Source organism: Spirillospora sp. CA-294931 (assembly GCF_050946795.1).
Classification (GTDB): domain Bacteria; phylum Actinomycetota; class Actinomycetes; order Streptosporangiales; family Streptosporangiaceae; genus Spirillospora.
Window position 1 is genome coordinate 4,734,137 of the sequence record NZ_CP192006.1, and the last position, 12,454, is coordinate 4,746,590.

A 12,454-nucleotide genomic window follows, 5' to 3' on the forward strand; every position below is an offset into this window, starting at 1 on the left:
TGGTCGTCATGAGCACAGCGATGGAACAGCGAACGTACGACGTCGAGATCGAGGCGATCAAGCGGGTCGTCGCCACCCTTGAGCACGCCCAGCGGAACGAGCTGGTCGAGGAGTTCATCGGCCTGTTCCGGGAGGACGGGATCTGGACGACCGGACACGGCAGGCGCCTGCTCGGCCGGGATGCGATCGAGGCGTTCACCCGGCAGGTCCTCCCCGGGGCGATGACGGACATGTCGGTCGAGTTCGAGGTCGAGCACGTCCTGTTCATCCGGCCGGACGTCGCCGCCGTGAAGCTGCGTCAGCAGTACCTGACCTCCGACGGCGAGCCGTCTGGTGCGCCCGGCACCCCCTTGCACGTGATGGCCAAGGAGGACGGCCGGTGGCGCCTGGCGGCCTGCCAGAACACCGAGGTCCTGGACGCGTGATCAGACGCGCCCGGTGAGGTTCTCCGAGCGGGCGGCCGCGGCGGCCTCGATCAGGTGACGGCGGAGGTCGGCGCCTCCTCCGGTCTGCCGGACGACCCAGTCGAGCTCGTCGCGCAGCGTGACGCCGAAGATGCCGGGGTCGTCGGAGGCGACCACGAACGGGACGTCCTCGGCCAGGAAGCGGTGCACGGGGTGGTGCGCCGGGTCGTCGATGCCGCCGATCCTGCGGTTGGAGGTGGGGCACACCTCGATGACGGCACCGGTGGCCTTGATCCGGTCGATGGCGAAGCGCTGGCGGCGTCGGATCTCGTCCAGGCGGGCGGCGTCGTAGCCGACGGTGACGGAGGCGGTGTCGGGCAGCCGGGCGAGCCTGGCCCGCTCCTCGCGCAGGGAGGCCGGGTCGACCGGCACGCCGCGGGCCCGCAGGCCGTCGCGGTGCCGCAGGTCGTAGGCGATCTGGTCGCGGCGTTCGGTGACGGGTTCCGCGCGGGTGTGTGGCCCGAACCGGGCCGGGTCGACGCCCAGGGCGATCGCGTGCCCCAGGCGGTGGGCGCCGAGCTCGGCGGCGTCCTGGACCCACCGCACGGCGCTCTCCAGGCTCTTGTCGCCGAAGCTCTCGCCGACGTGGACCAGCAGGGCCAGGGCGCGGTCGGGGTGGGCGGCGTTGAAGTCGTGGACGGCGGCCAGGAACGCCGCCAGCTCCTTGGGCGGATGCCCTTCCTCGACGCCGCAGAAGTCGATGCCGGTGAGCGCGTGACCATGGGGGCCCAGGGCGATTTCCCGCACGCGCGCCCACTCGCGCCAGGGGTCCGAGCGGTCGAGCGTGACGGCGAAGCGCTCGAGGCCGCCCTGGTGGAGGGGCGCGAACATGTCGGCGGCGATGCGGTACTCGGCGTGGCCGACGCCCTGCGCGCGGTGCGCCGCGCGGATCGCGGCGGCGTACTCGGGCAGGGGCGAGGGCGAGGCGGCCCACAGCAGGTTGGCCTTGGCCTGGAAGCGGTCGAAGGTGCCCGCGTCGGCGTCGCCGAACACGAAGAGCTCCTCGAAGGCCGCCGCCGCGGTGGCGTCGCCCGCGCGGTGCCGCGCGACGACCTCGCGGGTCGGCGGGACGGTGCCGTAGGCGGCCTCCATCCCGGACTCGTACCAGTCCCACAGGACGGTCTCGCCGCGGGCCAGATGGTCGAGCAGGGCGCGCGGCGGGACGCAGCCGTGGAAATGCAGATGCAGATCGGCGAGCACGGGCGCGAGCGTCGCACCCGGCCCGGCGGGCCCGCAACGGATTTATGGATCAGCGGTCGGCGGGACGGCCGGTCGACAGCAAGAGCAGCTCCCCGGCGGGCCCGCGGACCTCCTTGGCCCCCTCCCCGGCCGTCCAGTCGGTGTCGGTGGCGATCAGCCGGGTGCCGGGCAGGCGCTTGCGGGCGCCGTAGAAGCCGCTGGTCCAGACGCGTTCGAGGGCGACGGCGGCGCGCTCGGCGGGCATCTCGCGGACACGTCCGAGGGGCCGCGCGATGTCCTGTCCGTGGACGAGGACGTCGACCAGCGGGTCGGCGGGCTTGGAGCCGGGCGAGCGGCGGGGCGAGGCGGCGGTCGCGCGGAACTGGGCGATGAGCTCGGCGGGCGTGTACTCGGCCGCGCGGCGCCGGGCCGCGTCGGCCTCCATGCGGTCGAGGCTGCCCCGGGCGCGGATCACGCCCTTGACGAAGGCGGGCAGGCCGGTGCGGGTCGAGAGGGTCAGGTGGGCGAGGACGTCGTGGACCGTCCAGCCCGCGCACAGGGAGTCCACCCCCCACTCGTGCTCGTCGAGGGTGTCGAGGAAGTCGGCGAGGTCGAGGCGCTCGGCCTCGGTCCAGGAAAGGATCTGCTGGAATTCCATGGCGGTCTCCTTGAGGTCGGTGTCAGACGGTCTTGATCGCACCGCCGTCGATCAGGACGTCGGCCCCGCTGACGCTGGCGGCGTGCGGGGAGGCCAGGTAGGCGACCAAGGCGGCGACCTCGTGGGGCTCGATGAGCCTTCCGGTGGTCATGCCCATGGCGGCGGGCAGCCCGGCGAGCAGCTGCGGGAGTTCCAGGCCCATCGAGGCGGCGAGTCCGGCGCCGTATCCGGCGGGATCCTCCCACAGGGCGGTGCGGACCGGGCCGGGTGACACGGTGTTGATCCGCACGCCCTGGGGGCCGAACTCCTCGGCGATCGCCTTGCCGAACGCGGTGAGCGCGGCCTTGGCGGTGGTGTAGGTGACGGGTCCGGCGTGCGGCGTCCGGGCCCCGCTGGAGGAGATGTTCACGATCGTGCCGCCGCGCTCCACCAGGCCGGGTAGGGCCGCGCGCGTGGCGCGGACGGCGCTGAGGAAGTTCAGGTCGAACGAGCGCCGCCACTGCTCGTCGTCGAAGGCGAGGAACCCGTCGGTCTGGCCCTCGCCGCCGTCTCCGCCGCCGACGTTGTTGACCAGCAGGTCGACGGCGCCCGCCCGCTCGATCAGCGCCGCGGGGCCGCCGGGCGTCGACAGGTCGGCCGGGACGCACTCGGCGCCGGTCTTCTCCAGTTCCGGCGTGACGGTGCGCGCGGCGGCCACGACGTGCATCCCCTCGGCGGTCAGCGCCTCGACGATGGCCAGGCCGATCCCCCGGCTGGCTCCGGTGACGACGGCCCTGCGGCCCGCGAGTCCCATGTCCATGATCAATCCTTCCGATATGCGTCTTTCCTGACACTCGAACCGTATTACTTGCAACATCAATGATGCAAGTAGTTGGAGATCGGAGACTTGGTTGTAGGATCTGGGGCATGGAGAGCCTTGGAGGACGCGCTCTGCGGTCGGACGCCGAACGCACCGTCCGGACGATCCTGGAGGCGGCCGAGCGGGTGCTCAGCCGCGACCCGGCCGCGAGCATGGAGCAGATCGCCGAGGCGGCGGGCGTGGCCAGGACCACCGTCCACCGGCGGTTCGCCTCGCGCGAGGCGCTGGTGAACGGCATGAGCGCGTGGGCCGCGCGGCGGTTCGCCGAGGCCGTGGCGGCGGCGCGCCCGGAGGGGGCTCCCCCGATGGTCGCGCTGTATCAGGTCACGGCGAACGTGCTGCGCGTCAAGATCGACTGGAGCTTCGCGATGGACCGGGCGCGCGACGGCGATCCCGAGGTCGCGCGCGTCCACGCCGAGGTGCTCGGGCAGTGCGAGGCGATGTTCCGGCGCGCCCAGGAATCGGGGCTGATCCGTCCCGAGGCCGATCTTGAGTGGGCCCGGCGCGTGTACTACGCCCTGATCCACGAGGCGGCGCAGTCGCGCGACGAGGACGCCGACGTCCTGGCCTCGCGCGTGGTCGACACCCTGCTCGGCGGCGTCGGCACGGGCCGCGGCCTGACCTGAGGGCTCGGCCGTCCAGCACGCCGGCCCGGGCAGCGGCCAGCGCGGCGTCGGCGGCGCGGTGGCGCGCCGTGCGGCCGCCGGGCCGCACGGTGCCGGGCCCCGGAGTCTCCATGAGGACGATGCTCATGCGACGCCACCTGGCGTTAGCGGAGCGATATTCGATGGCGCGCGGCGCGGAGGCTCCGCTAGAACGGTCGGCATGATGCACAAGTACCCCCGGACGCGGCACATCGAGGGGTCCCGGCTCCAGCCGGGAGACCACGACCTGGCCGCGGTCCCGTTCCGGGAGGTCGCCGGGCGGTACCTGGTGGTCGAGGAGAAGCTCGACGGCGCCAACTCGGGCATCAGCTTCACCGCCGAGGGCGACCTGCGCCTGCAGAGCCGGGGGCATTTCCTGACCGGCGGCCCCCGGGAGAAGCAGTTCGGGCCGTTCAAGGCGTGGGCGTCGTCGGTCCAGCAGGTGCTGCGCGAGCGGCTGGGCGACCGGTACGTGATGTACGGGGAGTGGCTCTACGCCAAGCACACCGTGTTCTACGACGCGCTCCCGCACTACTTCTGCGAGTTCGACGTGCTGGACCGCTCGGACGGGACGTTCCTGTCGACCGAGCGGCGCCGCGAGCTGCTCGCGGGCACGCCCGTGGTGTCGGTCCCGGTGCTGCACGAGGGCCCGCTGACCAGGGTCGCCGAGCTCACGGCGCTCGTGGGCCCCTCGACCTGCCGCACCGCGGCGTGGCGGGACGCGCTGCGCGCGGCCGCCGCGGCGGGCGGCGCCGACCCCGACCGGGTCGCCGGTGAGACCGACACCTCCGACGAGATGGAGGGCCTGTACATCAAGGTCGAGGAGGACGGCCGGACGGTCGGCCGCTACAAGTGGGTCCGTCCGGGTTTCCTGACCGCCATCCTCGACTCGGGGACGCACTGGCAGGAGCGCCCGATCATCGCCAACGGGCTGGCCGATCCGGAGGTGCTCTATGCGGGTGTTCGATGAGCTGTGCCCGGCGCCGCCGCTGTGGCGGGTGCCGTGGCCGGAGATCCGCGAGGCGTTCGCGTGGGTGCGGCGGCTGTCGGGCGTCCCGCAGGACGCGGTCCACCACGCCGAGGGCGATGTCGAGGTCCACACGCGGATGGCGTGCGAGGCGCTGGCCGCGTCGCCCGCGTGGCGGGCCCGTCCGGCCGAGGAGCGCGTGCGGCTGTTCGCCACCGTGCTCATGCACGACATCGCCAAGCCCGACTGCACGCAGACCGGCCCGGACGGGCGCATCACCGCCCACGGCCACTCGCGGCGCGGCGACCTGATGGTGCGGCGCGTCCTGTGGGAGCTGGGGGCGCCGATCGCCTGGCGCGAGCACGTGGCCGCGCTCGTCCGCCACCACCAGGTGCCGTTCTGGGCGCTGGAACGCCCCGACCTGCAGCAGATCGCGTTCCGGGTGAGCCTGCTGGCGCGCAACGACGACCTGGTGCTGCTGGCGACCGCCGACATCCTCGGCCGGATCTGCTCCGACACCGAGGAGGTCATGGAGAACATCGCGCTGTACGAGGAGTACTGCGCCGAGCAGGGCTGCCTGGACGTCCCGCGTGTGTTCCCCTCCGACCATGCCCGCTTCTGGTACTTCCGCAAGCCCGGACGCGACCCCGACTACGCCGCCTACGACGACTCCCGCTGCTCGGTCACCGTCCTGTCGGGGCTCCCGGGGGTGGGCAAGGACCACTGGATCGCGCGGAACCGTCCGGGCCTGCCGGTGGTGAGCCTGGACCGGCTCCGCGCCGAGCTGGGCGTCTCCCCCACCGCCGACCAGCGTCCGGTCGCGGCGGCCGCGCACGAGGAGGCCCGCGTGCACCTGCGGGCCGGACGCCCGTTCGTGTGGAACGCCACCAACGTGTCGCGGATGCTGCGCGAGCAGTGCACGGGACTGATCGCCGGTTACAACGGGCGGATCGAGCTGGTGTCGCTGGAGGCGCCGCCGGACGTGCTGCGCGCCCGCAACCGGGCGCGCGAGGCCCCCGTCCCCGACGCGGTCATCGACCGGCTCGCCGGGCGGTGGGAACTGCCCGACCCCACCGAGGCCCACACGGTCGACTGGCTCACGACCGCGTCATAGCGCCTTGGCGGGTTCGGGCTCGGCCGGGGTGCGGGCGCGGCCGGAGTCGCGCGGCGCCAGCATCGCGTGGACGAGGACGGCGGCCACGGCGCAGATGGCGGCCAGGGCCCACAGCATGATGTGCAGGACGTCGGTGAACTGGGCGGCGAGGCGGGCGTGGTCGGCCCCGCCCAGGTCTCCGGCGGCGACGCGTCCGGCCAGGTCCGCCGAGCCGACCCGGCCGCGCAGCAGGCTGGTGAACGCCGAGAGGAAGACGGCGATCACGATGGCCTCGCTGCCGATCCGCATGGTGTTGAGGAACCCCGCGGCCATGCCCGCCCGCGCGGGCTCGACCATCGACAGGGCCATGCCGTCGTTGACGCCGAACGACAGCCCGGCGCCGAGGCCGAGGAGCAGGAGCGGGCCCATCAGCGTCGCGGCGCCCGCACCCGGGTGGACGACCGTGAGCCAGGCGTTGCCTCCGGCGAACATCAGCAGGCCGGCGCCGATGAGGGTGCGTCCGGGCACGCCCCGGTTGAACATCCAGCCCGCGATCGGGGGCGCGACCAGCACCGGCGCGGTCAGCAGCAGCATCGTGGCGCCCGCGCGGGCGGCCGACCACTCGTTCACGCCCACCAGGTAGGTCGGCAGGAATGTCAGGAGCGTGACGAACCCGAACGAGGTCGCGACGGGGGTGAGGCACAGCGCCAGGAACCGGCGGTCGCGCACCAGGCCGAGGTCCAGGACGGGCGCGGCCGAGCGCAGCTCGACGGCGACGAACGCCGCCAGCAGCGCGGCGGCCCCGGCGAACAGGGCCAGGACGGCGGGGCTGCCCCAGCCCGACTCCGGCCCCTGGACGACCGCCAGGGTGAGCAGCGCCAGCCCGCCGATGAACGTGGCGACGCCCGCGCGGTCGATCGCGGCCCGCTCGGGCGCCCGCGACTCCGGTATCACGGCGGTGCCGAGCAGGGCGACGGCCAGCACGGCCGTGCACGCGGCGAACATCGAGCGCCAGCCCAGCGCGCCCACCAGCACGCCGGACGCCGTCGGGCCGAGCGCGAGCCCGATCCCGGCGGCCGTCCCGAGGGCGGCGAACGCGCGGGTGCGGGCCGGGCCCTGGAACGTCACGGCCAGGATCGCGCCGCCCGCGGCCAGCACCCCCGCCGCGCCCGCCCCGGCCACGGCCCGGGAGAGGTCGAGCAGCCAGATGGTGTTCGCCACGGCACCCAGGGCCGATCCGGCGCCGAACAGGGCCGCGCCGAGCGCGAACACGCGGCGGCGCCCGAAGGTGTCGGCGAGCGAGCCGAACACCAGCGTCAGCGAGGCGAAGGTCAGGTTGTAGGCGTTGACGACCCATTGCAGGGACGCGCCGGAGGCGTCCAGGTCGGTGCCGATCGCCGGCAGCGCGACGGCGGCGCCGGAGATCGACATGGGCACGACCAGGACGCCCAGCAGGACGACGGCGAGCGTCAGGTGACGCCGGCCGGCGGGAGACGTGCTCATGGGTCAGGGGCTCCTAGGGTTGGGGTAACTGAGAGGAGAGTGCCACTCAGTGGCAAATGCTGTCAAAGAGCATCCGCCTCTGAGGCGTAGGGTGGGGGGATGAGCGCCGATCTCCGAGAGCTTCCGCTGCGCGAGCGCAAGAAGGCCCGCACCCGCCGGGCGCTGACCGACACGGCGACCCGGCTGTTCGCCGAGCGGGGCTACGACGCGACCACGCTGGACGACCTGTGCGACGCGGTCGAGGTCTCCAAGCGGACGTTCTTCCGCAACTTCCGCTCCAAGGAGGACGTCGCGCTCGCCGCCGACACCGAGCTGTGGTCGGCCTACCTGGCCGACGTGGCGGCCCTCGACCTGGACGGGCCGGTGATCCCCGCGCTGCACCGCGCGCTGGCGGCGACCATCGGGCGGATGGACGAGGCGTGGGAGCGGCGCTTCCTGTCCGCTCGGGCCCTGTGCGCGGCGGTCCCCGCCGTACGGGCGCACAGCCTCGGCTACTGCGACGACACTAGCACCGCCCTGGCCGCCCTTCTCGCCGCCCGCCTGCCGCTCTCAGCCGAGGACCCGCGCGTCCCGCTGGCCGCCGAGATCACCATCGCCGCCTGGCGCTCGGCCGCCCTGACCTGGACCGGCGCCGGTGGCACGGGCGGCCGCACCGCCCTGCTGCACCGCATGGAACGCACCTTCGCCGCCGTTCCCGACGCCGTGTCCCTGTCGGCCTGATCACGACGATGGACGCCAGCGGCATCGCCGAACGGGTCGGGCGGCGGGAGATCTCCGCCGTCGAGGTCGTGGAGGCCGCGCTGGAGCGGCTGGCCGCGCGCGACCCCGAACTTCGTGCCTTCACCGAGGTCCGGCCCGACCAGGCGCGTGAGCGGGCACGCGCCGTCGACCGGGCCGTCGCGCGTGGCGACGTCCTGCGGATGGCGGGCGTTCCGATCGGGGTCAAGGCCTGGCGGCGCTCGCAGGAGGAGCACGCGCGGCGGCTCGAACGCGAGGGGTGCGTGGTGATCGGGCTGACGTCCGTCCCGGGGCCGGGCACGGACTGGCAGACCTGGGGGTTCACCGATCGTGGGCCGACCCGCAACCCCTGGCGGGCCGACCGCTCCCCCGGCGGGTCGTCGGCGGGGTCGGCCGCCGCCGTGGGCGCCGGGATCGTCCCGCTGGCCACCGGCAGCGACGGGGCGGGGTCGCTGCGCGTCCCGGCCGCGTGGTGCGGCGTCCTCGGCCTCAAGCCGACCAACCGCCGCCTGCCCGCGCGCGACGCGTCCGGCCTGGCGGCCCTGGGCGCGCTGGTCAGTTCCGCGCGGGACGCGGCGCTGCACCTGTCGGTCATGCTGGACGAGCCCGTCCCGGCTCCCGGCGGCGGCGGGGCGCTCACCGCCGTGTGGTCGTCCACCTTGGGGTTCGCCGACCCCGATCCCGAGCGGGCCGGGATCGCCTACGCCGCCGCCCGGCGGCTGCCGGTGTCCTGGCGCCCGCACGACCTTCGGCTGCTGGACCCCGAACCCGCCTGGCGCGCCCTGCGCGGCGGCGCCGACCACGAGGTGCGGGCCGCCAACGACGCCCGCCTGGACGCGCTGTTCCGCGACGCCGACGTCTTGCTGACGCCCGCCACGCCGGGCGGCCCGCACGGGCACTCCGGGCCGGGAAGGACGATGACGGTCGGCCTGACCTGGGTGTTCAACGTCAGCGGCCATCCCGCGATCAGCATTCCCGCCGGGCTGGCCCGCGACGGCCTGCCGGTCGGCCTCCAGGCCGTGGCCCGGCACGGTCACGAGCACGTGCTGCTGCGTCTTGCCGCCGCGCTGGAGCCGTACCCGGTTCAGGACCGGTCGGCCTGATCCCGCAGGGTCCGGGCGAGCGTCCGCACGGCCTCGCGCAGGGCGTCGGGGCGCCGGACGACGAAGGGCCAGCCGAGTCCGGCGAGCATCTGGGCCATGCCGTCCAGGCGTTCGGCCCGGGTGCTCATCAGGACGCCGCCGGGCGCCTCGGTGAGGGTGGCGGTGGAGGCGGGGATCCGGCGGCGCGCCTCGGCCAGGGTCGTCTCCAGCAGCACCTCCACCTCGTGCGCGTAGGGGACGCTCGCCAGCGAGGCCGTGACGTGCCGGACGGGGTCGAGGTCGTCGGGGATCTCGTAGGTCTCGGCGCGCTGCTCCACCGCCAGGACCCGGTCGACGCGGAAGGTGCGGACCTCGCCGCTGCCGTGGTCGTGCCCGGTGACGTACCAGCGTCCCGAGTGGAAGACCAGGCCGTAGGGGTCCAGGTCGCGCTCGCTGTCGGCGCCCTTCCAGGAGCGGTAGCGGATGCGGGTCCGGCGGCGCGCGCGGGCGGCGGCGGCCAGCGACAGGAGGGCGGCGGTGGCGGGGCTGACGCCCTCGCGAGCCGCCCCGGTGAATCCGAGCGTCTCCTGCAGGGCCTGGACGCGTTCGCGCAGGGCGGCGGGCAGCACGCGCTGCACCTTGGCCAGGGCGCTCTCGGTGGCCTCGCCGGGCAGACCGGCCCGGCGTCCGGCCAGCAGCCCGAGGACGACGGCGGTGGCCTCGTCGTCGCTGAGCATCAGGGGCGGCAGCTTGTACCCGGGCAGGATCCCGTAGCCGCCGTAGCGGCCCCGCTCGGCCACGACGGGGATGCCGAGCTCCTCCAGGCGCGCGGCATACCGGCGCACGGTGCGCTCGTCGACGTCCAGCCGCCGGGCCAGTTCGGCACCGCCGATCCGGTGCCCGGCCTGCAGCAGCTCCAGCATCGCCAGGATGCGGGTCGTGGGATGTGACACGGGTCACTCGCTTTATCCGGGCGGGTTCTGTCCGGTATTGATCGTACGCTGGTGTCAACGGCAAACGAGGAAAGGCACCGAAAATGGCGACGTTCGTACTGGTCCCCGGTTACTGGCTCGGCGCGTGGGCGTGGGACGAGGTGGCCGCCGAACTGCGCGCCGCCGGTCACGAGGTGCGCGCGGTGACGCTCACCGGGATGGCCGAGCGCTCCGGCGAGGCGGCCCCCGAGGTCGATGTCGACACCCACGTCGGCGACCTGGTCCGCCTCATCGAGGGCGACGACCTGCGCGAGGTGGTGCTGGTCGGGCACAGCGGCGCCAACATGGCGGTGACGGGCGCGGCCGACCGCGTCCCGGAGCGCGTGGCGCGGATCGTCTACGTCGACACCGCGCCGATGCCCTCGGGCCTGGCGGGGATCGACTTCTACGACCCCGACGAGCGCGCGGAGCTGGAGGCGCTGGTGCAGAGCGAGGGCGAGGGGTGGAAGATCCCGGTGCCGCCGCTCGACCCGGCCGTCGACCCCCGCGTGGGCGGGCTCACCGAGCAGCACCTGGCGGCGATCCGCGACCGCGGCACGCCGCAGCCGTTCGGCACCGCCACGCAGGCGCTGACGCGTCCGGTGCCGCTGCCGGACGTCCCCAAGACACTGATCATGAACATGATCCCGATCGCGACCGTGCTGCAGCTCGCCGCCAGCGGCAACCCGGTGTTCGGCGCGCTGACCGGGCCGGAATGGAGCTACCTGGACCTGCCCACCGGCCACTGGCCGATGTTCTCGCGCCCCAAGGAGCTGGCCGAGCTCCTAGCGGGCCTGGCCTGACCGCTGACCCGTGAGGGCGCGGCCCGCGTGACCGAGCGCGGTGCCCAGCGCCCAGCCGGCCAGGGCGTCGGTGGGCCAGTGGTAGCCGAGGATCACCACGGCGAACGCGACGGCGACGGCGACGGCGTGGGCGGCGATCGTCCAGGCGCGGGAGGCGCGCAGGAGCGCGGCCAGGACCAGCAGGCACGCGGCGGCGTTGGCCGCGTGGCCCGAGGGGAACGACAGGTATCCGGGTTCGAACAGGACGTCGGAGCCGGTGCGCGGCGGGGTGCGGGCGAACAGGAGCTGGGCGCCCCTGATGGTCAGCTCGGTGACGGCGAGCCAGATCGCGGTGCGGACCAGCGGCGCGACACCGCGGCCCCGCCACGCCACGTATCCGGCGGCGGCGGCCAGCAGGACGGCCAGCAACCCGTACTGGCCTCCGGTCACCACGACGCGCCAGAAAAGGTGCCAGGCGCCGGTGCGCGGCGGAAGCCCGTCCTGGAAGATCCATCGGTCGAATCCGCGCAACGGCCCGTCGAGCAGCACGTCCAGCGTCGCCGCCGCCGCCACGGCGGGCAGCGCGAGGGAGCGCGCCCGCCGGACGGGACGCGTCGGTCCGGGAGGGCGCTCCGCCCCCGATTCGGGCACCCGCATGCTCCCGATCATGCCCGACCACGGCGTGGACCGGTCCTCCCCTCCAGGTCCGGGCCCCGTTAGGGTGACCCCCATGGACGGACAGCGACCCGAGGAACAGGAGGACGGACGCCGCCGCGCGCCGTTCCGCCGCCTGTCCTCCGATCGCCGGCGCGAGGAGATCATCACCGCGGCGGTCGAGGTCTTCGGGAGCCATCCCGAGGACGCGGTCTCCATCGACGCCATCGCCCAGGCGGCCGGGACGTCCCGTTCGTCGCTGTACCGCTACTTCGACAGCCGTGGCGAGATCTACGGCGCCGCGGTGCACCGGGTCGGCAACGAGCTCATCCACCGGCTGCGCACCGTCCCGCCCGGTGCTCCCTCGGCCCGGCTGAGCGCCCAGATCTCCATCTACTTCGACTTTCTGGAACGTTTCGAGGTCGGGTACGCCGCGCTGCTGGGCCGGGGCGAGCGCCCCAGCGCACCCGAGGCCGGGTTCGAGGCGGCCCAGCACGTCCGTGACCAGATCTGCGTGATGACCTGCGAGACGCTGGAGGTCCGCGACCCCAGCCCGCTGATGGCGACCACCGTCCGGTCGTGGATCGCGGCGGTCGAGTGGGCGGGCACCGAGTGGCTGCGCACCCGCGAGCCCTCGCGGCGCGAGGTCGAGTGGCTGGTGTGCGGCCACATCGCGGTGATGCTCATCGGCGCCTCGCCCCTCGACCCCACGGTCGCCGAGCGGGTGGCCTGGCTGGTCGAGGTCGAACCGGTCGACTCGATGTTCGGCCACCTGATCCGGGGCATCGCCGGAACCGTCGACAAGCGGACCCTGGCCAACCTGGCCCGGTTCCTGTCGTACGAGCCCTGACGCTCCCGGG

The 12,454-nt window shown here is 74.2% G+C and carries 14 protein-coding genes; 8 read left to right on the forward strand and 6 right to left on the reverse strand.

The annotated features are described in order from the left end of the window. Nucleotides 1–8 precede the first annotated feature (8 nt). Nucleotides 9–425 (forward strand): SgcJ/EcaC family oxidoreductase, encoded by a 417-nt coding sequence (locus ACQPY4_RS21340; protein WP_433323219.1) that lies wholly within the window; start codon nucleotides 9–11, stop codon nucleotides 423–425. On the opposite strand, the gene ACQPY4_RS21345 is transcribed toward ACQPY4_RS21340, so the two are convergent. Genes ACQPY4_RS21345 through ACQPY4_RS21355 form a run of 3 tightly spaced genes read right to left on the reverse strand, consistent with a single transcriptional unit; the run spans nucleotide 426 to nucleotide 3,100 of the window. Further along, nucleotides 426–1,664 (reverse strand): hypothetical protein, encoded by a 1,239-nt coding sequence (locus ACQPY4_RS21345; protein WP_433323221.1) that lies wholly within the window; start codon nucleotides 1,662–1,664, stop codon nucleotides 426–428. Nucleotides 1,665–1,713: 49 nt separating this feature from the next. Beyond that, nucleotides 1,714–2,301 (reverse strand): maleylpyruvate isomerase family mycothiol-dependent enzyme, encoded by a 588-nt coding sequence (locus ACQPY4_RS21350; protein WP_433323223.1) that lies wholly within the window; start codon nucleotides 2,299–2,301, stop codon nucleotides 1,714–1,716. Between the two features lie 22 nt (nucleotides 2,302–2,323). Beyond that, nucleotides 2,324–3,100 (reverse strand): SDR family oxidoreductase, encoded by a 777-nt coding sequence (locus tag ACQPY4_RS21355; RefSeq protein ID WP_433323225.1) that lies wholly within the window; start codon nucleotides 3,098–3,100, stop codon nucleotides 2,324–2,326. Between the two features lie 107 nt (nucleotides 3,101–3,207). Here ACQPY4_RS21355 and ACQPY4_RS21360 point away from each other — a divergent pair, with 107 nt between their 5' ends. The 3 genes from ACQPY4_RS21360 (at nucleotide 3,208) to ACQPY4_RS21370 (ending at nucleotide 5,885) form a co-directional block, all read left to right on the forward strand. Beyond that, entirely contained in the window at nucleotides 3,208–3,786 is a 579-nt protein-coding gene (locus ACQPY4_RS21360; RefSeq protein WP_433323227.1) for a TetR/AcrR family transcriptional regulator, read from the forward strand. Between the two features lie 199 nt (nucleotides 3,787–3,985). Continuing rightward, a complete protein-coding gene (locus ACQPY4_RS21365) occupies nucleotides 3,986–4,774 on the forward strand; it encodes an RNA ligase family protein (protein ID WP_433323229.1) in 789 nt (262 codons plus the stop codon). Beyond that, a complete protein-coding gene (locus tag ACQPY4_RS21370; protein WP_433323231.1) occupies nucleotides 4,758–5,885 on the forward strand; it encodes an AAA family ATPase in 1,128 nt (375 codons plus the stop codon). The genes ACQPY4_RS21365 and ACQPY4_RS21370 overlap by 17 nt, the downstream gene beginning before the upstream one ends. Here the strand turns inward: ACQPY4_RS21370 and ACQPY4_RS21375 are convergent. Then, nucleotides 5,880–7,367, reverse strand: a complete 1,488-nt coding sequence (locus ACQPY4_RS21375; protein ID WP_433323233.1) for an MFS transporter — start codon at nucleotides 7,365–7,367, stop codon at nucleotides 5,880–5,882. The genes ACQPY4_RS21370 and ACQPY4_RS21375 overlap by 6 nt on opposite strands. Nucleotides 7,368–7,466: 99 nt before the next feature. On the opposite strand from ACQPY4_RS21375, the gene ACQPY4_RS21380 reads away from it, so the two are divergent. Both ACQPY4_RS21380 and ACQPY4_RS21385 read left to right on the forward strand, forming a co-directional pair. Further along, nucleotides 7,467–8,087: a TetR/AcrR family transcriptional regulator gene (locus ACQPY4_RS21380; RefSeq protein ID WP_433323235.1), complete on the forward strand. Its 621-nt coding sequence runs from the start codon at nucleotides 7,467–7,469 to the stop codon at nucleotides 8,085–8,087. Nucleotides 8,088–8,095: 8 nt separating this feature from the next. Beyond that, nucleotides 8,096–9,208, forward strand: coding sequence for an amidase (locus ACQPY4_RS21385; protein WP_433323237.1), 1,113 nt, complete (start codon nucleotides 8,096–8,098; stop codon nucleotides 9,206–9,208). Here the strand turns inward: ACQPY4_RS21385 and ACQPY4_RS21390 are convergent. After that, complete coding sequence (locus tag ACQPY4_RS21390; RefSeq protein WP_433323239.1) at nucleotides 9,190–10,140, reverse strand: helix-turn-helix transcriptional regulator; 951 nt, start codon at nucleotides 10,138–10,140, stop codon at nucleotides 9,190–9,192. The two genes, ACQPY4_RS21385 and ACQPY4_RS21390, sit on opposite strands and share 19 nt — an antisense overlap. Before the next feature lie 83 nt (nucleotides 10,141–10,223). Between ACQPY4_RS21390 and ACQPY4_RS21395 the strand changes: the two genes are divergently transcribed. After that, nucleotides 10,224–10,961, forward strand: coding sequence for an alpha/beta fold hydrolase (locus ACQPY4_RS21395; protein WP_433323241.1), 738 nt, complete (start codon nucleotides 10,224–10,226; stop codon nucleotides 10,959–10,961). Here the strand turns inward: ACQPY4_RS21395 and ACQPY4_RS21400 are convergent. Continuing rightward, nucleotides 10,944–11,597, reverse strand: coding sequence for a phosphatase PAP2 family protein (locus tag ACQPY4_RS21400; protein WP_433323243.1), 654 nt, complete (start codon nucleotides 11,595–11,597; stop codon nucleotides 10,944–10,946). The genes ACQPY4_RS21395 and ACQPY4_RS21400 overlap by 18 nt on opposite strands. Before the next feature lie 73 nt (nucleotides 11,598–11,670). On the opposite strand from ACQPY4_RS21400, the gene ACQPY4_RS21405 reads away from it, so the two are divergent. Further along, nucleotides 11,671–12,444: a TetR/AcrR family transcriptional regulator gene (locus ACQPY4_RS21405; protein WP_433323245.1), complete on the forward strand. Its 774-nt coding sequence runs from the start codon at nucleotides 11,671–11,673 to the stop codon at nucleotides 12,442–12,444. The last annotated feature ends 10 nt before the right edge of the window (nucleotides 12,445–12,454 follow it).